Raw genomic sequence first — 21,883 nt, forward strand, 5'->3', positions numbered from 1 at the left:
ACCCGGTCCACCAGGCCGGCGATGTCTGGCCATGCTTTCTGCGCGTTGGCAGGTGATCCCAGAATGCCTTCGAGCAGCTTGGCAAACGGGGCGTACTCCACCTTCTGGTATTCGAGCTGTGACTTCACCTTGTCCATGCCTTCGATGATTGGCTGCAAAAACTTGGTCTGGTTGAAGAACAGCACGCCTTGTTTGGCCACGAGGACGCGTGTCTCATTAGGCTTCTCAGGATAGGCGCGAGGATTTGGCAGGCGCACGTAGGTCGGCGGCGGCGGCTGGTAGACAGGTGTCTTGTCCAGCAGCGCTTTGAGGCGCTCGACTTCTGCCAGAATTTTATCGGTCTCGACCTTGCTTGCCTCACGGTCTTTTCTCCGCTGGTCCAGCTGCTTCTGGAAAGCGTCGAGATCCATGAACTTCATCTTCTGCTGCAAGTCGGCGGTATCGACGGTCTTGAGATCCTCGATGGCGCGCTTGAGCTGGGCTTCCGCCTGCTTCTGCTGCTCCTCGACTTTCACCGGATCAATCTTTTCAGGCAGCTGCTTCACCTGCTCCTGGATCTGCTGGAGTTCCTCCTTGGTGACGGGCGGCAGATCGGACAGCACTTTTTTGACCGCACTGGCCACGCTCAGGCCGACCATGACGAGCACGATGATGAGCACACCGACGACGTTCGTCATCGTGTCCATCAAGGCGACGAACGGCAGCTCCTGCTCTTCATGTGGTTTGCGTTTTGCCATGGCGTGTCAGGCAGCTTTCTTGGGTGGAGGAGTTCCGGCGGGGGGCGCAGGAGGTGCTGGCGTGGTGGGTGGCGCAGCGGGCGGTGGCGGGATCTTGCCGCGAAATTTGGCAAACAAATTAAGATCCAGCACGCCGCGACCAGGGATGGGCAGCTTGCCCACACGCACTTTGTAGTCGTTCTCCGCGCGGCCAGCACCGTTGTTGAAGGCCCCCTGCCCATCGTCACGGATGAGGAACAGGATCAGCGACTTGGGATCCTTGGCGAGTTCGGTGAGGAAGTGATTGTAGGCGGCATCAGCGACCACCACCGAGGCCGTGGCGCTCAGGCGATAGTCTTCACCCCAGGCACCGAGGATTTTCAAGGCTCCGCCGCCTGCCTCGACGAAATAGACTTTCGTATCTGCCGGCATGCCAGTGCCGGAAGGCTGCACGATCACCGGCGGGATCTTTTTGTCCGGCGGCACATCGCGCTTCTTGAGCTCGGCCATGAGGGTGGCGATTTCCTTTTTGCTCTCCACCTGCTGCTGCTTCATGCCCTCGATTTCGAGCATCAGATCATCCAGCTCCTTCTGCATCTTCTGGCTGATCTTCAGGTTCTCCTCCTGAAGATCCTTGGAGGTGTTGATCAACTTCCGTAGCTTGATGAAGCGCTGTTCCTTCTCTTCGATCTGCTTTTGCAGCGCCTCCAGGGACGCCAGCTTTTCCTTGAGAATGACGTCCTGCGCCTTGCGCTCCACGATCTCCTGCCGCAAGCGCTTGGCGTCCTGCGCCATCTGCACGTCCTCCGGTGTGCGTCCTTCCGTCTGCTGGGTCTGCGATACGCAGAGCACCACGATGATGAGGATCAGCACCCCGATCAGCGAGCACAGAATGTCCAGAAACGGGACCAGCAGGATCTCGTCTTTGGCGGCATGTCGGCGCTTTGCCATGATTTTCTATAGGAATGAGCTGAGGTTGAGGCGGCTATTTGCTGCTGAACCAGCCCTTTTTCTTCACCTGATGAATCATGATCTGCTTGCCGCCGAGTTCGGACAGCAGGGTGTTCAAAGACTGGATGCCGCTGGCCAGAGCGCGCGTGTAGTCCGTGGTGGTCTTCACGCTGTCCTTCACCGCATTGGTCATGTCTTCACGCATGCGGTTCAGCGTCATGGCAAACTCGGCGTCCACCCGCTGCTGATGCGCGGCGGCGCGTTTGTCGAGGTTGTCAGCCTGCTCCTTGATCTGCTTGGAGAGGGCGTTGAGATCCACGAGGAAATCCTTCTGCGCATTGGCCACCGCTTTCACCAGCGTGTCCATCACCCCCGCCGTCTCGCCACCGGCAATGCTGCCGCCGTCATTGAGGCGGGGCAGCAGCACTTCATTGCAGAAGGCGTCGATGTCATTGAGGCAGTCATCCTCCGCTTTCATCATGCCGTTGAGCGGGAAGTTCAGCGTCATGGCCAGCACGAGGCCGAGCAGGGTGGCATCGAATGCGGTGCCGAGGCCGCCGGTCACGGCGCCCAGTGTCGCGGTCACCTGCTTGAGATCGGTCATGTTGCCGAAGTTCATGCCGCCGATGGCGTGTGACAGACCGATGACGGTGCCGATGAACCCCAGAATCGGGATGGCCCAAAGGAATGCCTTCAGCAGCGAGTAACTGCCGCCAATGCGCATGCTGTCGATGTCGGACTGGCTGGAGAGCATGTTCGTCACATCCCCCACATTTTGTTTCACTTCAAAAAGCTCCAGGGCCTTGCGGATGCGGTTGACCATCATGCTGTCACGCAGGCGATGCGGCAGCTTGTAAACGTGGTCGATGAACTGGCCCACGTTGTCGCGGTTGATTTCCGCCCCCAGCTCCCAGGGCAGCACATCCAGCAGCAGCGCCTTGCGCTGATGGCTGAGCTTTTGCATTTTCAAATACAAGATCGACATGGCCCACGTGAAGAACAGCGTGTTCATGAAGCTCACCAGCATGTGCTTGAAGAACAGCGACGCGATGAACTGCATGGTCGTGTACGTCGCCGGAGAGACGCTGTCCGGCGCCTTGAACGGGAACAGAATACCCACCCATGCGAGGAACAGCACGAAGCCGATGCCGAAGCTCAGAAACCCATTGGGGTTTGTCGGATCGATTTCCTCCCAGCCGCCGCGCTCTCCACGCTCCGGCGTGCCGGTGGCGGGCGGCTGCTCAGGGGCGGAGGCCCCATGCTCATATTCAGCTCCGAATGCGTCGTTTTCAGCAGGCGCTGAGGCTTGCTCAGGCGCGGATACGCCGCTGGGAGCCGGCAGCCCCGAAGGTGCTGGCAGCGAAGCAGGGGCCATGGCCGGAATGCTCAGCTTGGTATTGCAGCCAGGACAGCGGACTATTTTGCCTGCCATTTCCGGCTCGGCTTTGAGTTGCATGTCGCATGAGGGGCATTTGAACGTCACAGGTGATTTTCCTCCAAGGTGTGATTTAAAAAGTGGGCGCTGCTACTTAGCGAAAGACATACCCATTCGACAATAGATTTCTTGGGATGAAAATAAACTTCAGCCACAAAGATACCAAAGTATCGGCCAAAGGTATCATTTTTGTCCACTCGACTCTGCTCAGAGCAGTTCTTCCACGAAGCGCTTCGAATCAAACGCCTGGAAATCTTCGACGCTTTCACCCAGTCCGATGAAACGGGTGGGCACGCCAAGTTCCTGCTGAATCGCCACAAGCACACCGCCTTTGCCGCTACCATCCAGCTTGGTGACAATGACACCGGTCAAAGGAATCACCTTATTAAACTCACGCGCCTGCTGCAATGCATTGGAGCCGGTGGTTGCATCACAGACCAGCAGCACTTCATGCGGAGACTCGGCATCCTTGCGCCCGAGGATGCGGTGAATCTTTTTCAGCTCCTCCATCAGGTTGTGCTTTGTGTGCAGCCGCCCGGCGGTGTCACAGATGAGGTAGTCAGCCTCCGTCTTGAGCGCCTTTTCGTAGCCTTCAAAACAGACGGATGCGGGATCGCCATTCGGCGGACCTTTGACGAGAGGGATCTGCAAACGCTCAGCCCAGACCGTGAGCTGCTCCACAGCAGCGGCGCGGAAGGTGTCTGCGGCAGCCAGCACCACCTTGTGCCCGCTCTTGTGAAGAAGGTGCGCCAGCTTGGCTGTGCTCGTGGTCTTGCCGGTGCCGTTGACTCCTACAATGAGGAGGACCTTGGGCTTGCCGGGGATCGGCTCGATCGCAGGCACCGACTCGGGCAAAATTTTGCGCACATGCTCACGCGCCACCTGCACAATGTCCGCCCCGTGCAGCGTGCGCTGGCGGGATTTGAGATCTGCCACGATCTGCAGCGCCAGACGCGGGCCCAGATCTCCGCCGATGAGTGAGGCCTCCAGGTCATCCCAGTCAATGTCGGGCTTGGTGAAGCGCTGGATGAGTGATTTGAAAAAACCGGCCATGACGAAAGAAGGACGAAATCAGAAGGACGAAAGTGGAATGCGCCATGATGACGACGCATTCGTGTTGAAGATTTGAAGCCGCGCCCGCCTAGGCGCCAGAGGTGTCGGTGGTGGAGCCCACGGGATGCTCCACCTTTTTGGGCTCAGGTTTGCGCAGGGATTTGGCCAGCTTGTCGAGCACTCCATTGACGAAGGAGCCGGACTCCCCGGCGCTGAGGGCCTTGGCGATGTCGATGGCCTCGTTCAAGATGACAGGCGTGGGCACCTCCGGGCAGTAGAGCAGCTCGTAGGAGGCCACGCGCAGCACGTTGCGGTCCACGGCGGCGAGTCGTTCGAAACTGAAGTTCTCCAGCAGTCCGGTGATCCCTGAATCGATCTGCTCCTGATGGCCGATGACCCCCTTGATCAAGTTTTCAGCAAACGCACGGGTGGAAGCCCTCGCGCTATGAAGACTCCAGAAGTCCTCCGGTTCCCCGGGCTTTTCCGTTCCTTGGAGATCACGGGCAAAGAGAAATTGAATGGCGGCCTCGCGGCCTTCGCGGCGTCTTCCCATGATGTTAGGCGTGGTCAAGGGGTTCGCCGGCAAAGCTGGCCTTCATCTTGCCGAACAGATTGATCATTTTGACGCAAGTCTGCGCGGCTTCCGTGCCACGATTGATGGTGGCGCCCAGGCAGCGTTCCTCCGCCTGCTCCTCCGTGCTGACGAGCAGCACCTCATGAATGACGGGGATGCAGTGCCTCACCGCCATCTGCTGCAGGGCATCCGTCACCGAAGCACCGACGAGATCGGCATGCTCCGTGGAGCCACGAATGATGACTCCCAGGGTGATGACGGCATCCGGCGCGCTGCCACGCAGCACGTGCTCCACGCAGACCGGGATCTCGAAAGCGCCGGGCACGCGATAGACATCGATGGAAGCATTGGGAGCAATGACTTCGATCTCTTCCTTGGCGGCATTGAGCAGGCCTTGGACGAACTGGTTGTTGTACAATGAGGCGACGATCGCGATGTTGATCGGATCCTGGGTGGGGCGTGGACGACTGGAGGCGTAATTGGACATGTGACTAAAGCTTGTGGCCCATCTTTTTCTTCTTCGTTTCGAGATAGCGGGCGTTCTCGGGTTTTGGCGTGGATTTAACGGGGACTTGTTCGACGATTTCGAGCTTGTGGCCTTCAAGGCCCACGACTTTGCGCGGGTTGTTGGTCATGAGCAGAAGCTTGCGCACCCCCAGGTCGGAGATGATCTGCGCACCGATGCCGTAGTCGCGCAGGTCCATGGGGAAGCCGAGTTTCAGATTGGCCTCCACGGTGTCAAAGCCCTGCTCCTGGAGCTTGTAGGCCATGATCTTGCCGTGCAGACCGATGCCGCGTCCTTCGTGGCCGCGCATGTAAACGATGATCCCCTTCCCTGCAGTGGCGATCTGCTTCATCGCGGCATGGAGCTGGCTGCCGCAGTCGCAGCGGCGGGAGGAAAACACATCTCCGGTGAGGCATTCGCTGTGCACCCGCACGAGCACGGGCTCATCAGGTGTGACGTCTCCCATGACCAGAGCCACGTGGTGGACGCCATCCAGGCTGCTTTTGTAGAGGTGCAGTTTGAAGACTCCGAAGTCGGTGGGCATGTCCACGACCTCGATCTTTTCCACCAGCTTCTCGCTCAGGCGGCGGTGCGCGATCAAGTCGGCGATGCTGCACATCTTGAGGGCGTGCTTCTTGGCAAATTTCTTCAGGTGCGGAAGACGCGCCATGGTGCCGTCGGCGTTCATGATCTCGATGAGCACCCCGGCTTCACGCAGTCCCGCGAGGCGGGCCAGATCCACGGCGGCCTCGGTATGCCCCGCGCGGCGCAGGACGCCACCCGGCTTGGCCACCAGTGGATTGATGTGGCCGGGCTGCACCAGATCCTCCGGCTTGCTTTTGGCATCTGCCAGCAGGCGGATGGTGCGGCAGCGGTCAGCAGCGCTGATTCCTGTGCTGATGCCCTTGGCCGCATCCACGGTCACGGTAAAGTCGGTGCGGAAGGCTTCGCGGTTCTCCGGCACCATGCTGGGGAGGTTCAGCTTCTCGGCGATTTCAAGGGAGACCGGCACGCAGAGCATGCCCCCGCCCTGCCGCACCATGAAGTTCACCATGTCAGCGGTGATCTTTTCGGCGGCACAGATCAAGTCCCCCTCATTTTCACGGTCTTCGTCATCGGTGACTATGACCATACGGCCAGCGCGAATGTCTGCGAGGACAGACTCCACGGAGTCGAAAGCGGATTCCTTTTTGCGGGGCATGAGAGAGGTGTAAAAGAGCCAGTGCCGCGGGTTGCGGCGTCAGGGTCGGATGATTTAAACGGTTGGAGACTGTTTTCCAGTGCGAGTTGCTTTTTCGTTGCTGTGTTTGAGGAGCTTCGCGTAATGTCAAGTCATGCCTCCACCAACCAAAGTCAAACGCCCGTCCTCGGTGACGGTGGGGGAGTTTTTCAGCCTGAATGAAAAATCGCTCAAGCTCAAGCTGATCGGCAGCGATGCGGGCTACACGCGCAAAATCAGCGAGCCCTCGGTGAACCGCCCCGGCTTGGCGCTGTCCGGCTTCTTCACCTACTTCGCTTACAAACGCGTGCAGGTCATCGGGAACTCGGAGTGCTCCTTCCTCGAAGGGCTGGACCCCAAGCTGCGTGCGGCGCGCTTCAGCCAGCTCTGCTCCTGGGACATCCCCTGCGTCGTCATCGCGCGCGGGCACCGGATTGACGACGAATTGATCCAGATCGCCAATGAGGCCGGGATCTCCGTCTTCCAGACCAGCATGATGACCATGAAGTTCCTCAATGCGGCCACCATCAAGCTGGAGTGGGCCTTTGCCCCCACCCTGCTGGTGCATGGCTGCCTGGTGGACGTGCAGGGCCTCGGTGTGCTGATCCAGGGAGACAGCGGCTGCGGCAAGAGCGAAAGCGTGATCGGCCTGCTCCAGCGGGGCGCGAGCCTCGTGGCGGATGACGCCGTGCGGCTGCGCCTGATCGAAGACCGCGAGGTCATCGGCTCCGCCCCGGACATCACCCGTGGGATGATCGAAATCCGTGGCCTGGGGATTCTGAACGTGGCGGCCCTCTTTGGCGTCAGCGCCGTGCGCCTCAGCAAACGGCTGGATTTGATCGTAGAACTCGTGCGCGGTGCCAAAACCGAAGACCTGGAGCGAGTGGGGGTGAACAACGACACCCGCGAGATCATGGGCCTTAAGATCGGCCGTGTGGCGCTGCCGGTGGAGCCGGGCCGCGACGTGGCCGGACTCATCGAACTGGCCGCCATCAATTTTAAATTACGCACCTTTGGATACAACAGCGCCGTAGAGTTTGACCAAAGGTTGTTGAAAAAGATGACGGATGATCAATTAGGTTAACAGCAGCACCTTCCCTCACCACCATGAGCATTCAAAAAGAACTGACGATCCGCAATAAAATGGGCATGCACGCACGCCCGGCGGCGCAGTTCGTCAAGCGTGCCAGCAAGTATCAGTGTGACGTCTGGGTGGAAAAAGACGACGAACCCGTGAACGGCAAAAGCATCATGGGCCTCATGATGCTGGCCGCAGGCCGCGGCGAGACGATCAAAATCATCGCCGATGGCAACGACGCCGAGGCTGCCGTGGCCGATCTCGAAGAGCTGGTGACCTCCGGCTTTGGCGACGCGGAGTAGCGGCGCCTTCCGAACCGCGAAGAACTTTCTTCAGCAATGGCTGCTCACACGGCCGTTTGAGGAGATTTGAGCCTGTTGATGGTTTCAAGCAGCGCTGCTCCACAATACGGAACCTTTCGGCGTGCCTTGTGCCGCAGGTACAACGGCAGAAAAAACGGCAACGCCAGCAGGAGTATGCAGACAAAAATCCACCATGGCTTGGCAACCATCCCCCAGGTCAAGCCTATCAGCTGAGGGACTTCAAAACAGGCCAAGACGTGCGCCACCAGCAGAAGGGCGAACCCATACACTCTTCCCACCTGCCCCCAGTGAAGAGGGCCGCGCTCGATCACCGCAAACCCCTCGGAGATAAAGACGATCAAATTGACGTCCTGACTGGGCACCCGGATCAAGCGCACGCTCCTGAAGGGAAGCAGCGGAACAAAAAACACGGTGATCCATTCGGTGGTGACATAAGAGCCATCGGCTCGAAAATCACACTCGCCATAGTAAGCGGTTCCAATTCCGTTAAAGCTGGCTGGCATTTTTTGGTTCTAAACAGGCTCCTTGACCGAGGCAAGAAAAACAGCACTGCCCGTTACTTCTTCTCATCCGCAGGCGGACGCGAATACACCCGGATCTCTCCTGGCTCCTGCACCTCTCCCTTCTCTATCTTTAGCTTCAGCTCCGGCTCCTTCAGCATCTGCAGCATCATCACCCCGATGAGGTAAATCAGGCCGCCACCAATCCCGGCGCCAATGGCAATGAAACGCCGCTGCCACGTATGCTCACGGTCGATGGCATACCAGAAGCGCATGCAGAAGAGGATCCAGATGACGCTGGCAAAAAGGACGAGAAGTTGGCCGGAAACAATGGGCATGGGGCGGAGTTTGGAACGAAAATGCGACACCAGCGACAGAAAAAACAAAACCCCGCACAGGGCGGGGTTTTGCACACATCGAGCTGAAAAAAGAGTCGATTAACGCTTGGAGAACTGGAAGCGTTTGCGGGCGCCTGGGCGACCTGGCTTCTTACGTTCCTTGGCGCGGGAGTCACGGGTCAGCAGACCGTTCTGCTTGAGGACGCCGCGAAGCTCAGGATTCACGCCGATCAAAGCGCGAGCAATGCCGAGACGAACGGCACCCACCTGGCCGGTGCAACCACCGCCGCTGGCGTTCACCTTGAAGTCATACGTCTGGCGGGAATTCGTGAGGGCCAGCGGGAACAGAATCTGGTTCTGCAGGGCGACCGTCGGGAAGTACTCTTCGAAGTCACGTCCGTTGACGGTGATGCTTCCGGCTCCTTCAGTGATGAAGACGCGGGCGATGGCGGTCTTGCGGCGGCCGGTGGTGGTTTTGAGAGGCTTGCTCATGCGATAGGTAACAGGGAAAGAATTAGGCGATGACGACAGGCTTTGGATTCTGCGCCTCATGCGGATGCGCGGCACCCTCATAGATCTTCAGCTTGCCCATGACAGCGCGGCCAAGACGATTGTGGGGGACCATGCCCTTCACAGCGCGCTCAACGAGAAGCTCTGGACGGCGGGCGCGGACGCGCTCAACGTTTTCGATCTTCTGATTGCCGACGTAGCCAGCTTTCGAGGTGTAGATCTTTTGGATCTCCTTTTTGCCGGTCAGGCGGACTTCGGCGGCGTTCAGGACGACCACGAAATCACCCGTATCAACGTGTGGGGTGAAAATAGGCTTGTTTTTACCGCGCAGGAGGTTGGCTGCGGTAACTGCGACGTCTCCAAGAATTTGGTTCTTGGCGTCGATGACCCACCATGTGGGGTTCTGCTCCTGGGCTTTTGCTGAAAACGTCTTCATTAGTGCTGTGTACGAAATATCTTCCGACTGGGAAAGAAGGGGCCGCGATGGTAAGAGGATTGGAGAATGTGTCAAGGTGGAAACCGAGTTATTCACAATGAAAAGTGACTTGGCCGCGCATTTTGGGCCGATTGCCCGGTCCAAGCAGGCTGCGAGCCCCTGATTTTCACTTCCGCCACAGCCATTTCATCGACTCCCATGCCCACACTCATTCAGGGACACCACGATAGATGATGTGGTTAAACTGATCCGTTACGTAGAGAATGCCATCCGCGCTTATCGCGATGCCACGTGGGCGGAAATGCAAATTGCCGCCCAAGCTGTCGAGCGCACCTGGCTGGCCAGACTTGCCACCAATCGTATCGACACGACCATCAGCAAAGACTCTGCGAATGGTGTGATTTTCTGTATCAGCCACATAGATGATGCCTGCGGCATCCATGACCAGATCGTCGGGACAGTCGAACCGTGCGGCATCGCCAACCGCATCAACTCTGCCACTAAACTCCCCTGGCTCCCCTCCTCTTCCCACGAAAGTCGTCACCTTGCCATCAGGACTGATTTTGCGAATGCAGCAATTGCCGACATCAGCGACATACAAGACACCATCAGGACCAACCACCATGCCACCTGGCCCCGACAAGCGCGCCTCGCTTCCTATACCATCCTTATAGCCCCACTGCTCAGCCTTTCCAGCCAGAGTGCTGACAACACCTTCGGGAGTGATCTTGCGCACAATTTCATTTTTAGTATCACCGACATAAACATTGCCAGCCTTATCAACGGCAGTGCCTGTAGGGAAAAAGAAGCGCGCCTCACGGCCCCGGCCATCCGCGCTGCCATATGCAGATTTATCGCCGTTACCGGCAATGGTGCTTACATCTCCTTCAGGAGTGATTTTGCGAATCGTACTGCTTACAAACTCGGCAACAAACAGATTCCCTCTGCCATCAATGGTCAAGCCTACCGGGTGGAATAGACGAGCTGTTTTACGATCCCCATCCTGCGTCCCTGATTGGTTACCACTGCCTACAAAGGTGCTGACCTCTCCTTTTGCGGTGATTTTTCGAATGGCGTTATTGTGGCAATCCGCCACGAAGAGATTGCCAAGGGCATCCACGGCGATGCCGGCGGGACCGTTAAAACGCGCCTCGCTGGAAGTGCCGTCAGCGCTGCCTTTTTCACCGGCCTTTCCAGCAAACAGTGTCCACTTGTAGGTGATTTGCCCGGCGGGTCTGCCCCCAGCTTTATCCGCTGCATCCAACTGAGAGCAAATCACGAAACTGGTGACCAAGTGAAACGCGGCAAGAAATGCGCCTGACACACTATTAAAAGCAACGCTCTTTTTCATGATTGAATGACAAAAGTTGACTGAATCCACTTCGCTCAGCGGATGATTTATCTCTGTGAAATAGGATCGACTATTTCCGCCACAGCCATTTCATCGCCTCTGGGAAGATGCTCGCTCCATGTTTGCTGTTATGGGCGCCGTCGCCAAACGTGAAGGTGTAATCGTACTGCTGGTAGGCCAGCGCCTTGGCCATCTGCTGGTTCGCCAGCGGCCAGTTGCCATAGGGATTGTCCAGATCGCTGCTGCCGTCCTGCAGATAGACGCGCAGCGGTTTGCGCTCGGTGAGGCGGATGATGGAGGGATAGACATGCCCGCCCGCGAGATCGACATAGCTGCCGATGGTGGAGAAGACCTTGCGGAACTTGTCCGGACGCTCCCACGCCACCGTGAAGGCGCAGATGGCCCCGCTGCTGGCTCCGGCGATGGCCCATCCTTCGGGATTCTCCGTGAGCTTGTAATCCTTCTGCACCTGCGGGATGATTTCTTCCAGCAGGAAGCGCGCATACACATCCCCCAGCGTGTTGTACTCCTTGCCCCGGTTGTTGTTCTTCCACGCGCTCTGCGGCTTCGTTTCACCGCTGTGGCCGGGATTAATAAAGATGGCGATGGTGGGCTGCATGTCCCCGCTGGCGATCAGATTATCAAACACCACCGGCACCCGCCACGCGCCCTTCAGGCCCACGTAGTCATGCCCGTCCTGAAAGACCATGAGGTTCGCCGGTTGCTCAGGTTTGTACTGCGCCGGCACATAGATCCACCAGTCGCGGCTGGTGCCCGGGTAGATCTTCGACTCATGCGCCGGCATCGGGATCACCTTCCCTTTTGGCACGTCCGGTTTCTCCTGCGAGAGCGGTCCGAGTTTGTAGTCGTCCACCGCGAGGGCGGAAAGGGAGAGCGAGAAGAGGAGCGGGAGGAGAAGGCGCGGGGTCATGGCTGGGAGCCATGATGAGGATTGGGAGCGCGGGCGTCAAGAAAGACCGCCCTCACGCTTCGACTTCAACGCAGCCAGCCAAGTAGCGAAGTTGTCTTTCCAATATCCGCGATCCCACGTGGAATCAGCACATGCCAGCCATGACCCAGTCAAAAAAGAACGCGACAGCAGGCGGGCTGCTGTCGCGTTGGGGAGATCTGGGATTAAGGCGGCGCTGAGGGAACGAACATGGATGTTCGTTCTACAGGGGCCAGTTGCGGCGCAACTGGGCTGCTTTATGCCATTCGTCCGCAGCACTGCTTGTACTTCTTCCCGCTGCCGCAGGGGCAAGGGTCGTTGCGGCCGACGGTGCTGGCGGGGGGCTTGGGTCTGGCGACGTTGCTGCTCGGAAGAATGAGGCGGGGGCCGTCGCGGCCCGGATTGGGGGCGGCTTGGGGCTTCTCTTCTTCTTCCTCTTCTTCACGGCGCTGCGGCGCTTCGTTTTCACCGCCCTGCAGGGCCATCTGGGCCAGGAACTGCTCAAACGCGGCGAGCTGCTGCGTGCTGCGGAAGAGGTTGCCGAGGACTTCGCCGTTGATGTTGTTCATCAGCTCCGCGAAGATCGTGAAGGCTTCCTGCTTGAACTCGATGAGCGGATCTTTCTGGCCGTAGGTGCGCAGACCCACGCCTTCTTTCAGCGCATCCAACGCATACAGGTGCTCCTGCCACAGACGGTCGATGGCGTTGAGGAGGATCATCTTCTCGATCTCCTGCAAGGCGGTCGGATTGGCGGTGCCCACCTTCACTTCGTAGGCGCCGAGGATCTTGTCCTTCAGGAAGGCGGACTTGGCTTCGAAGTCGAGCTTCTTGAAGTCATCATCCAGCGTCCGCAGTCCCACCGGGAAGGTCATGTTCACCCAGGCGAGCAGGCCTTCGTAATCGGCCAGGTCATCGCCCTTGATGTCCTTCGGCACGAAGGCGCCGAGGCGTTCGGTGACGCCCTTTTCCACGGCCTCGTTGATGAGGATGCGGGTGTCGTTGCTGTTGAGCACGTCGTTGCGCCACTCATAGACGACTTCGCGCTGCTGGTTCATCACGTCGTCGTATTCGAGGACGCGCTTGCGCCAGACGTAGTTGCGCTGTTCCACGCGCTTCTGCGCGGTTTCCACGCTGCGATTGAGCCAGGGGTGCTGGAGTTCTTCCCCCTCCTTCATGCCAAAGCGCTCCATCATCTTCGTCATGCGCTCGGCGGCACCGAAGTTGCGCATGAGGTCGTCCTCAAAGCTGAGGAAGAATTTGCTCTCGCCGGGGTCACCCTGACGGGCGGAACGTCCGCGCAGCTGGCGGTCCACGCGGCGGCTTTCGTGGCGCTCCGTGGCCAGCACGAAGAGGCCGCCGAGTTCGGCGACGCCTTCACCCAGCTTGATGTCCGTACCACGACCAGCCATGTTGGTGGAGATGGTCACGGCACCGCGATGTCCGGCCCGGGCGACGATTTCAGCCTCCTGGCGGTGATACTTCGCATTGAGCACGTTGTGCGTGATCTTCTTCAGCTTGAGCATGCGCGAGACCATTTCCGAGGCTTCGACGCTGGCGGTGCCAACGAGAATCGGCTGGCCCTTGGCGTTGAGCTCCTGGATCAGCTCGATCACGGCGGCGAATTTCTCGCGGCGTGTCTTGTAGATGCTGTCGTTGTGATCCTTGCGCTTCACCGGACGGTTCGTCGGGATGGTGAGCACATCGAGTGCGTAGATGTCATGGAACTCGGCGGCGTCGGTCTCAGCCGTGCCGGTCATGCCGCCCAGCTTTTGGTAGAGGCGGAAGTAGTTCTGAATGGTGATGGTGGCGAGCGTCTGCGTCTCGGCGTCGATCTGCACGCCTTCCTTGGCTTCCACGGCCTGGTGCAGGCCATCGCTCCAGCGGCGGCCGGCCATTTTACGGCCCGTCTGGGCATCGACGATGACGACCTTGTTCTCCTCGACCACGTATTCGACGTCCTTCTCATAGAGACAGAAGGCACGCAGAAGCTGGCTGATCTGGTGAATGCGCTGACCCTGGTGGGAAAGGCGGTCCTGCATCTCCGTCTTCTTGCGGGTGCGGGCTTCTTCGGAGAGCGTCATGTCGCCGTCGATCTCAGAGTACACCGTGGCGATGTCCGGCAGCACGAAGGCGTCGGGCTCATCAGGGCTGAGGAAGTTGCGCCCCATCTCGGTGAGATCGGCGTCGTGGGATTTTTCTTCGATGAAGTAGTACAGCTCTTCCTTGAGACGGAAGAATTCCACCTTCTGCGTGTCGGCGTAGAGCGAGAGCTCGGCCTTTTCCATGGCACGGCGGAGTTCGGGCTCCTCCATGCAGCGTGTCAGCGCACGGTTCTTCGGCTGGCCCATCTGCACCTGGAAGAGCTTCAATCCGGCCTGCTCCAAATGACCTGCGGCGGCGGCTTCCTTGGCCTCCGTGATCAGGCGGTTGCAAAGTGTGTTCTGGCGGCGCACGAGCTGATCCACCAGGGGCTTGTAACGCTCATACTGGTGATTGCTCTCCGCAGCCATGACAGGACCGCTGATGATCAAAGGCGTACGCGCTTCATCAATGAGCACGGAGTCCACTTCATCCACGATGGCGAAGTAGTGGCCGCGCTGCACCTGCTGCTCCTTGCTGGAGGCCATGCCGTTGTCGCGCAGGTAGTCGAAGCCGAACTCGCTGTTCGTTCCATAAGTGATGTCCGCCTGATACTGCTCGCGGCGCAGGTGGCTTGGCTGGTCGTTTTGAATGCAGCCGACCGTGAGGCCAAGGTACTTATAGAGGCTGCCCATCCACTCGCTGTCACGACGTGCGAGGTAGTCATTCACCGTGATGACGTGCACGCCACGTCCGGTGAGGGCGTTCAGGTACACCGGCAGCGTACCGACCAGCGTCTTCCCTTCCCCGGTCGCCATTTCAGCGATCATGCCGCGGTGCAAGGCCACACCACCGACGAGCTGCACATCAAAGTGCACCATGTTCCAGCCCAGCGGCTGGTCGCAGACGATGATCTCGCGTCCGCACATGCGGCGGGCGGCGTTTTTCACCACGGCATAGGCTTCCGGGAGAATGTCATTGAGCATCTTCGCCTCGATCGCGGCGAAGTCCGGCTGGATGGCGTTCCAGGCTTCACGTGCGCGGTCGATGCGGGCCTTCTTGTCATCCAGGGCGGCACCGTTCCAGGCTGCGGAAGCGAGATAATCATTTTCCAGCGCCGGGAAATGCGGCTTCAGCGCGGTGAAATACTTCTCCACCGCTTCCAGGCAGGCATCCACTTCCGCTTCATTCGCGATGCGCAGGCTCACCCCGCCGAGGAATGGCGGCGTATGAAAGGCGCGGAACTGGGACTGCCATTTCTGGGTGCGTTCCCGCAGCGCTTCCTCCGGCTCGTTTTGAAGCAGGGCTTCGATGCGGTTGATCTCGGCCACCGTGGGTTGAAGCTTGCGCACAGTGCGCTGGTTCTTGGTGCCGATGATTTTTTTGATGATCCAGTTGAACATGGGAAATGAGAATACGCCGCCCGGCTCACATTGGCCGGGTCGGGGGGAGGCCGAATGTGGCGGATGTAAGCCAACGCGCAAGGACTCAAACGGGCCTCTTACCGGAGCACCACATCCTTCACCCGGCGCGGAATCATGGCATTTCGCACCACTTCAGGCTGCACACTGCGCAGGAAATCGAGCAAAATCACCGGGGATTCCACGATCATACGCTCGATCTGGTCACGCCGGTGCGTCCAGCGCGAATTGCGGTGCAGATAGTCGAGGTCGGCGAGGATTTCATCGACATCGCCCTCGCTGAAGCCAGCGAGCTGAAACGCATAGGGATCGTATAAAGGCATGGCGGCTGCGGTCTTGGAACGGTCGCAGACCAAATCGAGAATGGATGATCCGACAAGTGCTTCCATCTTCAATTTTTTGACAACGAGTGCCATTGACAGCGGTTGTGATGTAGCTTTTCGCCGCACTTCACGTTTAACTGGCACCTCATGCCCCGCATCCTCTGGCAAAACACGGACATCACCTGGCTTTCTGCTCTGGTGGTTCTTCTTGTCATCGGGCTGCTCTGGCTGGGCTACCGCCGCTCTCCGCTGCGCGGCTGGCGCAAATTTGCAGCGATGTCCTGCAAGCTGGCCGCCCTCGCGCTGCTGGCGCTCTGCCTGCTTGATCCCCTCTGGACCCAGCAGCAGCCGAAGAAGGGTGAAAACGAAGTCATTGTGCTGGTGGACACCAGCGCCTCTTTAGAAACGGCGGAAAAACCGGGCGAAGCCACACGCGCGGCGCAGGTCACCGCCGCGCTGAACTCCGGCACGGAGGATGCCGCGTGGATCAAGTCATTGAGCGAGGACTTCCGCCTGCGCCTCATGACCGTTGGATCACAGACGCAAAGCGTGCCGCACTTCCGCGCCTTGAAGTTTGACGGTTCCCGCTCGGATCTCTGCCGCACGCTGATGACTCTGCGCAGCGGCGGCTCGAATCTGGCTGCTGTGGTATTAATAAGCGATGGCAACGCCACCGATGCCTCCACCTGGAAGGCGGAGGCCAAGGGCGCGCCTATTTTCACCGTGCTGGCCGGAAAGAACGCCCCGACCCCGGATCTGGCGATCCTTGATGCCACCGTGGCGACGAGTCCCTTTGAAGACGCGCCTATCACCATCACCTCCCGTGTGTCTGCCCAAGGGCTGAATGGCAAACAGGCCACGCTTTCCGCGCTCGATGAACAGGGCAAAGCCATCGTGACCGAAAAAGTCACCTTCAATGGCAGCTCGCCGCAGACCGTGCGTCTGCGCATTCCGGTGGCCAAGCCCGGAGTGTCTTTCCACAAGCTCGAACTCAAGGGCGAAGGCGTCAGTGAAGCCACCCTGGCCAACAACACACGCTTATTAGAGGCGGATCGCGGCTCAGGCCCCTACCGCGTGCTCTACATCGCGGGCAGGCCGAACTGGGAGTACAAATTCCTGCGCCGCGCCATCGCAGCGGATGACGACATCCAGATGCCCAGCCTCGTCCGCATCGCCAAACGTGAGCCCAAGTTTGAATGGCGTGGCCATGCCGGTGAGAACGCGAATCCGTTGTTTCGCGGCTTTGGTGCCAAGGAAGGCGAAGAAGCGCAGCGCTATGATCAGCCCGTGCTCATCCGCCTTGGCACGCGCGATGCCAAGGAACTCAGCGACGGCTTCCCCAAGGCTGCCGAAGATTTGTTCAGCGAGTATCGCGCCATCATCATTGATGATCTCGAAGCCGGTTTCTTCACGCAGGAGCAGATGCACCTGATCCAGCGCTTCGTCAGCGAGCGCGGCGGCGCGCTGCTCATGCTCGGCGGGCAGGAGTGCTATCAGGCGGGCGGCTATGATCACACGCCCATCGGCAGCATGCTTCCTGTGTATCTCGACCGCACCGCCACGGCAGGCCCGATGCTGGATGCACGCTTCAATTTGACGCGTGAAGGCTGGCTGGAGTCCTGGATGCGTCTGCGCACGGATCGTGAGGAAGATGAGAAGCGCCTCTCCGCCATGCCTTCCTTTTATGCCATCAATCAAACCTTCGCCATCAAACCCGGTGCCAGCATTCTGGCCACGGTTTCGGATTCAGCGCAGACCACCATGCCCGCCATCGTGTCCCAGCGTTTCGGTGAAGGCCGCGTGGGCAGCGTGCTGGTGGCCGACCTGTGGCGCTGGGGCATGAACGATGCGGATTCGCGCAAGGACATGGAGCGCGCCTGGCGGCAGCTCATGCGCTGGCTCGTGGTGGATGTGGCCGACAGCATCACCTTCTCCGCCGAAACCGATCCCGCCGACCGCGAGCGCGTGAAGCTCTCCGTGCGTGTGAGTGACCGCGCCTTCAAGCCGCATGGCGATGCGCTGGTGAAGATCGAAGTCACGCAGCCCGATGGCAAAAAATCCCAGCTCTTCGCCGAGCCCAGCCTCAAGGAAGCCGGGCTGTTTGAAACCGAGTTCTTCTCCTCCGCCTCCGGCAACTACCGCGCCACAGCAACCGTGGAGGACATGGAGAAACACACGCAGCTCGGCATCAAAACCAGCGGCTGGACCTACGGCCCGCAGGCCGAGGAATTCAGCCGTCTGGCCCCGGACCGCGCCTTTCTGCAACGCATCGCCACCGAGACCAGCGGCCAGATGCTCGCTCTTGATGAAATCTCCAAGCTGCCCGAGATGCTGAAGAACATCCGCGTCCCGATTGAGGTCACACTTTCGACGCCGCTCTGGCATACGCCATGGGTCTTCCTGGCCCTGCTGTTTTTCATCGGCACGGAGTGGTTTTTACGCAGAAAGGGAGGGATGGCATGAAGAAAGAGTTCAAGCTTCTGAGTACCTTGTTCATCACCCTGTGCAGCACGCTGCTGCACGCCGCACCACGTGAACTCGATGTCCTCATCGTCCTCGGCGCACCCGGCACGGAGGAGTACGGCAAGAAATTCAAAACACAGGTGGATGCCTGGACGAATGCCTGCACCAAGGCGGACATCACCCCGGCAGTCGTACGTGGTGAGAAGACCACCGAAGAACTCGAAAAACGCCTCACCGCCTCCGATCCCGCTCACTCCTTGTGGCTGGTGCTCATCGGCCATGGCACCTTTGATGGACGCGAAGCCAAGTTCAGCGCGGAAGGACCCGACTTTGACGCCAAGCAGCTCGCTGAGTGGATCAAGCCCCTCAAGCAGGAGGTCGCCGTGATCCACACCGCCTCGGCCAGCGGCGGCTTTTTGAAACCGCTCTCCGGCAAGAACCGCGTCATCATCACTGCCACCAAAAGCCCGGACGAAGTCTTCTATGCGCGCTTCGGGGAATACTTTGCCGAAGCCGTCGGCGGACTGCCCGAGGCTGATCTCGATCAAGACAAGCAGGTCTCCCTGCTGGAAGCCTTCCGCCACGCCAGCAAAGCCACCGCCACCTTCTATGAGAATGACGGTCGCCTCGCCACCGAGCACTCAATTCTCGAAGACAACGGCGACGGCGTCGGCACCCGCAGCGAAGTCTTCGGCTCAGACGCGCCCGTCCCTGCCGGCATGGCCGTCGATGGCGCACGCGCCGCGCAGATGGTGCTCGTGTTAAGTGCGGAGGAGCAGCAGCTCACCGATGCCCAGCGCAGCACACGAGATGCGCTGGAGCGTGAATTGAAGACCTTGAAGGAGCAGCGAGCGAAGCTCAAGGAGGACGATTATTATACGAAGCTTGAATCACTGCTGCGCAAGCTGGGTGAGGTTTATGGGACGAAGTCATGACCTGCAAAGTTCATCTTTCTCCGTCGAACGTGGACTGCGAAACTCGGTGCATGCCAATTGATTTCGGTGCCGCTGGCCGACAGACAAGAGTGTCTGTCGTACTTGGGAAAACCGCGCCGCAATCAATCAGTACGATAGACACTCTTGTCTGTCGGCCAGCGCTTCACCAAAACCCCAAAACTTGCAAGCTACCCACCCAGCTCGCCGCCGCAGTCTGACGCTTTCGGGCTTCAATTTAGCACCTGCATATCACATCATGAGCAAAACAATCCAGGGCTTTCGCGAGAAGGACTACGGCATGTTCATCGACCTGACGGATGCCATGAGCAGTGTGAGTGTTGACCGGAAAACTGGCAATCTGGTCTTGCAGGAAGGAGCAGGTGAGGACCGGTTTACCGGTGCTTTGATCACGTCTGATTTTTGTCATGGTTTTACGCTTAGCGCGACCCCTGAGGGAACCTGGGCGGTAGGCCTGAGATTTGGCGACCAAAAATCTCATGTACTGGGAACCACTGAAGATGAAGCCGGAGCGCTGCAATGGCTGAAAAAGGCATGGGATGTGATCCGGTCAAACCAAACCACCGAACAGTCCACTGAGATCATATTTGCTTCCTCGCCTGCGAGTACGGTTGGGGACCACCTCTTGCAGCCACATTGAAAGACCTCGTCTTTCGACAGGAGATTCACGGATCATCCCGCCCCGCCACAAAGTCCTGAAACGCCTTGGCCACGCGCTGAGTGACGGGACCATCAACACCGGGCATCGCACGTTGATCAACGCGGGCCAGCGGATGCACATCACGCGTGCTTGAGGTGAGGAAAGCTTCCTCGCAGGTATGCAGTGCCTCGATGGGCAGCGTGACTTCCTCCACGGCAATGCCAGCCGTAGCACAGGCTTCCAGCACCAGCGCACGTGTCACGCCTGCCAGACAGCCGGAGCTCAGGGGCGGTGTTTTCACCACACCTGCGCTGACGATGAAGATGTTCGTGCCCGTGCCTTCGCAGAGTTCATCACGGGTGTTGGCAAAGATCGCCTCCCCCGCCCCTTCCCCGTGCGCAAGCGCCAGGGCGCGCACGTTGTCGCCATACGAAGTGGATTTGATGCCAGCCAGTGCGCTGCGCTCGTTGCGCGTCCACGGTACCATCATCACTGTATCCGTGGGTGGCCAGGGTTTGAGAGGCGTCGTCGCCACGATCATCGTCGCAGGCGCCTCTCCGCGATCTGATCCCAGCGGACCATCACCACTGGTGAGCGTGACACGGATGCGCGCATCGGTGAGTTCATTCGCCTGCATCGTTGCCAGCATCGCATTCAAATAAGTCTCAAACTCGGGCGGCACGATGTTCATCGCCCGGCAGGAAGCCACCAGCCGACGCCAGTGCCGCGTGGGCGTGAAGGGCTTGCCATGGCGTGCCACGAGTGTCTCGAAGACACCATCACCTACCAGAAAGCCATGATCGAAGGGAGAGATGCGGGCTTCAGAAGTGCTGACGATGCGGCCGTTGATCCAAGTATGGGAGGGAAGATTCACAGCGGCAGCATGGCTTGAATAAAAACATTCTCAACATATGCACTTTGTGCTTGCAGGATCTTTTTCATGCGCCAGAATCTCGCCCTCAAACTTTCCGGATCGAATCGAAAACGAACCGAAAAATTTGCGGGTGTAGCTCAGTGGTAGAGCACTTCCTTGCCAAGGAAGATGTCGCGCGTTCGAATCGCGTCACCCGCTCCATCAATCTCCGAAAGATTGATGGCACCAAGTAACCTTGGCCTTTTAAGGCTTTGATTGGTGCCCCAGCAACCTCCCTCCTCACGATTGTACATTCATGTTTGTCTGGTCCAAACTCACTGCTTCACGTTCGGCTGATACCTGGGAGGAACGTTTCGCGCAGAGCACGGACGCCACTCTCGTCATCACCAGCTTCCCTGGTCGTAAAATGATCCGCCTGGAGGTTTATTGTGAGGCTCAGTCTCGCGCGAAGGCCATCCAGAAAGAATTCGGCGGCGAGGTGTCCAAGTTAAAGTCGCAGAACTGGGCCGCACATTCATCCCAGACTCCGCCGCCGGTAAAGGTGCGAGACACCTTCGTCATCTGCGCCGCCAAAACAGAAGCGGAAATCAAGCAGGCCAGCGCCAAATTTCCCAACCGCGAAATCATCGCCGTGCCGGCCGACATGGCTTTCGGCACCGGCCACCATGCCACCACCGCCACCGTGCTGCGCCTGCTCGTGGATGAGGCTGAAAAGCGCCAGTCCGCCGGCAAGAAATGGACCATGGCAGATCTCGGCTGCGGCAGCGGCATCCTCGCCATCGCTGCGGATAAACTAGGTGCCTCCCGCGTCTGGGGCTGCGACTACGATCCCGCCGCTGTGAAAATTTCGCAGGAAAATGCGGTGCGCAACCACACGCCCAAAGTGCGCTTTACCAAAGTCGATGTCCTCAAGTGGGAACCCAAACAGACCTGGGACATCGTGGCCGCCAACATCTTCTTCGACATTCTGGAGTCGGCGTTTCCGCAGATGGTGCGCTCCGTGGCTCCGGGTGGCATCTTGATGCTCTCCGGCATTCTGAAGTCTCAGGCCAAGGCCTGCCTCGCCGCTGGAAAGCGCGCGGGCTTTGTGGTGGAGAAGATCGTCACCAAAGGCAAATGGGTGACCGCTCTAGGCACGGTGAAAAGCCGCTGATTTGGCGCAGGTCTTGCGTGAAGCAACCCGTACAGGGGC

21 protein-coding genes, 1 tRNA gene and 1 pseudogene are annotated in these 21,883 nt (G+C 59.1%); 7 read left to right on the plus strand and 16 right to left on the minus strand.

Annotated features, from left to right (window positions below):
- The 7 genes and pseudogenes from WAW39_RS15640 to WAW39_RS15670 all read right to left on the minus strand — a co-directional run.
- Positions 1-737, minus strand: a pseudogene (locus WAW39_RS15640) (hypothetical protein); the annotation flags it as partial.
- Positions 738-743: 6 nt separating this feature from the next.
- The gene (locus tag WAW39_RS15645) at positions 744-1,667 is read right to left on the minus strand and encodes a hypothetical protein (protein WP_422320122.1); all 924 of its coding nucleotides are present in this window, start codon (positions 1,665-1,667) and stop codon (positions 744-746) included.
- A gap of 34 nt (positions 1,668-1,701) precedes the next feature.
- A complete protein-coding gene (locus tag WAW39_RS15650; RefSeq protein ID WP_422320123.1) occupies positions 1,702-3,123 on the minus strand; it encodes a MotA/TolQ/ExbB proton channel family protein in 1,422 nt (473 codons plus the stop codon).
- 186 nt (positions 3,124-3,309) lie between these two features.
- Positions 3,310-4,155: a signal recognition particle-docking protein FtsY gene (gene ftsY / locus WAW39_RS15655; RefSeq protein WP_422320124.1), complete on the minus strand. Its 846-nt coding sequence runs from the start codon at positions 4,153-4,155 to the stop codon at positions 3,310-3,312.
- A gap of 88 nt (positions 4,156-4,243) precedes the next feature.
- Positions 4,244-4,708 (minus strand): transcription antitermination factor NusB, encoded by a 465-nt coding sequence (nusB, locus tag WAW39_RS15660; protein WP_422320125.1) that lies wholly within the window; start codon positions 4,706-4,708, stop codon positions 4,244-4,246.
- Between the two features lie 4 nt (positions 4,709-4,712).
- Entirely contained in the window at positions 4,713-5,216 is a 504-nt protein-coding gene (gene ribH / locus WAW39_RS15665) for a 6,7-dimethyl-8-ribityllumazine synthase (RefSeq protein ID WP_422320126.1), read from the minus strand.
- 4 nt (positions 5,217-5,220) lie between these two features.
- Positions 5,221-6,435, minus strand: a complete 1,215-nt coding sequence (locus WAW39_RS15670; RefSeq protein WP_422320127.1) for a bifunctional 3,4-dihydroxy-2-butanone-4-phosphate synthase/GTP cyclohydrolase II — start codon at positions 6,433-6,435, stop codon at positions 5,221-5,223.
- Between the two features lie 133 nt (positions 6,436-6,568).
- Here WAW39_RS15670 and hprK point away from each other — a divergent pair, with 133 nt between their 5' ends.
- Both hprK and WAW39_RS15680 read left to right on the plus strand, forming a co-directional pair.
- Positions 6,569-7,537, plus strand: a complete 969-nt coding sequence (gene hprK / locus WAW39_RS15675) for an HPr(Ser) kinase/phosphatase (RefSeq protein ID WP_422320128.1) — start codon at positions 6,569-6,571, stop codon at positions 7,535-7,537.
- Between the two features lie 23 nt (positions 7,538-7,560).
- Positions 7,561-7,833, plus strand: coding sequence for an HPr family phosphocarrier protein (locus tag WAW39_RS15680; RefSeq protein ID WP_395734000.1), 273 nt, complete (start codon positions 7,561-7,563; stop codon positions 7,831-7,833).
- A gap of 44 nt (positions 7,834-7,877) precedes the next feature.
- Here the strand turns inward: WAW39_RS15680 and WAW39_RS15685 are convergent, their stop codons facing one another.
- The 8 genes from WAW39_RS15685 to WAW39_RS15720 form a co-directional block, all read right to left on the minus strand.
- Positions 7,878-8,357 carry a hypothetical protein gene (locus tag WAW39_RS15685; RefSeq protein WP_422320129.1) on the minus strand — a complete coding sequence of 160 codons (480 nt, stop codon included), beginning with the start codon at positions 8,355-8,357 and terminating at the stop codon, positions 7,878-7,880.
- Between the two features lie 53 nt (positions 8,358-8,410).
- The gene (locus WAW39_RS15690; RefSeq protein WP_422320130.1) at positions 8,411-8,692 is read right to left on the minus strand and encodes a hypothetical protein; all 282 of its coding nucleotides are present in this window, start codon (positions 8,690-8,692) and stop codon (positions 8,411-8,413) included.
- Between the two features lie 99 nt (positions 8,693-8,791).
- On the minus strand, positions 8,792-9,184 hold the full coding sequence (gene rpsI / locus WAW39_RS15695; protein WP_300932163.1) for a 30S ribosomal protein S9: 393 nt from the start codon (positions 9,182-9,184) through the stop codon (positions 8,792-8,794).
- A 22-nt stretch (positions 9,185-9,206) separates the two neighbouring features.
- Positions 9,207-9,638 carry a 50S ribosomal protein L13 gene (gene rplM, locus WAW39_RS15700; protein WP_422320131.1) on the minus strand — a complete coding sequence of 144 codons (432 nt, stop codon included), beginning with the start codon at positions 9,636-9,638 and terminating at the stop codon, positions 9,207-9,209.
- A 208-nt stretch (positions 9,639-9,846) separates the two neighbouring features.
- Positions 9,847-10,989, minus strand: coding sequence for an NHL repeat-containing protein (locus tag WAW39_RS15705; protein WP_422320132.1), 1,143 nt, complete (start codon positions 10,987-10,989; stop codon positions 9,847-9,849).
- Positions 10,990-11,059: 70 nt separating this feature from the next.
- Complete coding sequence (locus WAW39_RS15710) at positions 11,060-11,920, minus strand: alpha/beta hydrolase (RefSeq protein ID WP_422320133.1); 861 nt, start codon at positions 11,918-11,920, stop codon at positions 11,060-11,062.
- 275 nt (positions 11,921-12,195) lie between these two features.
- Positions 12,196-15,420, minus strand: a complete 3,225-nt coding sequence (gene secA / locus WAW39_RS15715) for a preprotein translocase subunit SecA (protein ID WP_422320134.1) — start codon at positions 15,418-15,420, stop codon at positions 12,196-12,198.
- A 98-nt stretch (positions 15,421-15,518) separates the two neighbouring features.
- Complete coding sequence (locus WAW39_RS15720) at positions 15,519-15,854, minus strand: hypothetical protein (RefSeq protein ID WP_422320135.1); 336 nt, start codon at positions 15,852-15,854, stop codon at positions 15,519-15,521.
- Between the two features lie 54 nt (positions 15,855-15,908).
- Between WAW39_RS15720 and WAW39_RS15725 the strand changes: the two genes are divergently transcribed.
- From WAW39_RS15725 to WAW39_RS15735, 3 genes are all read left to right on the plus strand, one after another.
- Positions 15,909-18,224 carry a hypothetical protein gene (locus tag WAW39_RS15725; RefSeq protein ID WP_422320136.1) on the plus strand — a complete coding sequence of 772 codons (2,316 nt, stop codon included), beginning with the start codon at positions 15,909-15,911 and terminating at the stop codon, positions 18,222-18,224.
- Positions 18,221-19,159, plus strand: a complete 939-nt coding sequence (locus WAW39_RS15730; protein WP_422320137.1) for a C13 family peptidase — start codon at positions 18,221-18,223, stop codon at positions 19,157-19,159. Before WAW39_RS15725 ends, WAW39_RS15730 begins: the two co-directional genes overlap by 4 nt.
- Before the next feature lie 256 nt (positions 19,160-19,415).
- The gene (locus WAW39_RS15735) at positions 19,416-19,817 is read left to right on the plus strand and encodes a hypothetical protein (RefSeq protein ID WP_422320138.1); all 402 of its coding nucleotides are present in this window, start codon (positions 19,416-19,418) and stop codon (positions 19,815-19,817) included.
- A 25-nt stretch (positions 19,818-19,842) separates the two neighbouring features.
- Here WAW39_RS15735 and WAW39_RS15740 read toward each other — a convergent pair whose 3' ends face one another.
- The gene (locus tag WAW39_RS15740; RefSeq protein ID WP_422320139.1) at positions 19,843-20,691 is read right to left on the minus strand and encodes an aminotransferase class IV; all 849 of its coding nucleotides are present in this window, start codon (positions 20,689-20,691) and stop codon (positions 19,843-19,845) included.
- Positions 20,692-20,817: 126 nt separating this feature from the next.
- On the opposite strand from WAW39_RS15740, the gene WAW39_RS15745 reads away from it, so the two are divergent.
- Both WAW39_RS15745 and WAW39_RS15750 read left to right on the plus strand, forming a co-directional pair.
- A tRNA-Gly gene (locus WAW39_RS15745) sits at positions 20,818-20,892 on the plus strand.
- A 94-nt stretch (positions 20,893-20,986) separates the two neighbouring features.
- Entirely contained in the window at positions 20,987-21,844 is an 858-nt protein-coding gene (locus WAW39_RS15750; protein ID WP_422320140.1) for a 50S ribosomal protein L11 methyltransferase, read from the plus strand.
- Positions 21,845-21,883 lie beyond the last annotated feature (39 nt).

Origin of the sequence: Prosthecobacter sp. (genome assembly GCF_049294395.1) — a bacterium.
Classification (GTDB): domain Bacteria; phylum Verrucomicrobiota; class Verrucomicrobiia; order Verrucomicrobiales; family Verrucomicrobiaceae; genus Prosthecobacter.

Bases quoted from the DNA above. Each gene is read 5' to 3' on its own strand.
- WAW39_RS15730 (WP_422320137.1), top strand. From the start codon at position 18,221: ATGAAGAAAGAGTTCAAGCTTCTGAGTACCTTGTTCATCACCCTGTGC.
- rplM (WP_422320131.1), bottom strand. From the start codon at position 9,638: ATGAAGACGTTTTCAGCAAAAGCCCAGGAGCAGAACCCCACATGGTGG.
- nusB (WP_422320125.1), bottom strand. From the start codon at position 4,708: ATGGGAAGACGCCGCGAAGGCCGCGAGGCCGCCATTCAATTTCTCTTT.
- WAW39_RS15705 (WP_422320132.1), bottom strand. From the start codon at position 10,989: ATGAAAAAGAGCGTTGCTTTTAATAGTGTGTCAGGCGCATTTCTTGCC.
- ftsY (WP_422320124.1), bottom strand. From the start codon at position 4,155: ATGGCCGGTTTTTTCAAATCACTCATCCAGCGCTTCACCAAGCCCGAC.
- WAW39_RS15720 (WP_422320135.1), bottom strand. From the start codon at position 15,854: ATGGCACTCGTTGTCAAAAAATTGAAGATGGAAGCACTTGTCGGATCA.
- WAW39_RS15650 (WP_422320123.1), bottom strand. From the start codon at position 3,123: ATGCAACTCAAAGCCGAGCCGGAAATGGCAGGCAAAATAGTCCGCTGT.
- WAW39_RS15725 (WP_422320136.1), top strand. From the start codon at position 15,909: ATGCCCCGCATCCTCTGGCAAAACACGGACATCACCTGGCTTTCTGCT.
- WAW39_RS15690 (WP_422320130.1), bottom strand. From the start codon at position 8,692: ATGCCCATTGTTTCCGGCCAACTTCTCGTCCTTTTTGCCAGCGTCATC.
- WAW39_RS15685 (WP_422320129.1), bottom strand. From the start codon at position 8,357: ATGCCAGCCAGCTTTAACGGAATTGGAACCGCTTACTATGGCGAGTGT.
- secA (WP_422320134.1), bottom strand. From the start codon at position 15,420: ATGTTCAACTGGATCATCAAAAAAATCATCGGCACCAAGAACCAGCGC.
- WAW39_RS15710 (WP_422320133.1), bottom strand. From the start codon at position 11,920: ATGACCCCGCGCCTTCTCCTCCCGCTCCTCTTCTCGCTCTCCCTTTCC.
- WAW39_RS15670 (WP_422320127.1), bottom strand. From the start codon at position 6,435: ATGCCCCGCAAAAAGGAATCCGCTTTCGACTCCGTGGAGTCTGTCCTC.
- ribH (WP_422320126.1), bottom strand. From the start codon at position 5,216: ATGTCCAATTACGCCTCCAGTCGTCCACGCCCCACCCAGGATCCGATC.
- WAW39_RS15680 (WP_395734000.1), top strand. From the start codon at position 7,561: ATGAGCATTCAAAAAGAACTGACGATCCGCAATAAAATGGGCATGCAC.
- WAW39_RS15645 (WP_422320122.1), bottom strand. From the start codon at position 1,667: ATGGCAAAGCGCCGACATGCCGCCAAAGACGAGATCCTGCTGGTCCCG.
- rpsI (WP_300932163.1), bottom strand. From the start codon at position 9,184: ATGAGCAAGCCTCTCAAAACCACCACCGGCCGCCGCAAGACCGCCATC.
- WAW39_RS15735 (WP_422320138.1), top strand. From the start codon at position 19,416: ATGAGCAAAACAATCCAGGGCTTTCGCGAGAAGGACTACGGCATGTTC.
- hprK (WP_422320128.1), top strand. From the start codon at position 6,569: ATGCCTCCACCAACCAAAGTCAAACGCCCGTCCTCGGTGACGGTGGGG.
- WAW39_RS15750 (WP_422320140.1), top strand. From the start codon at position 20,987: ATGTTTGTCTGGTCCAAACTCACTGCTTCACGTTCGGCTGATACCTGG.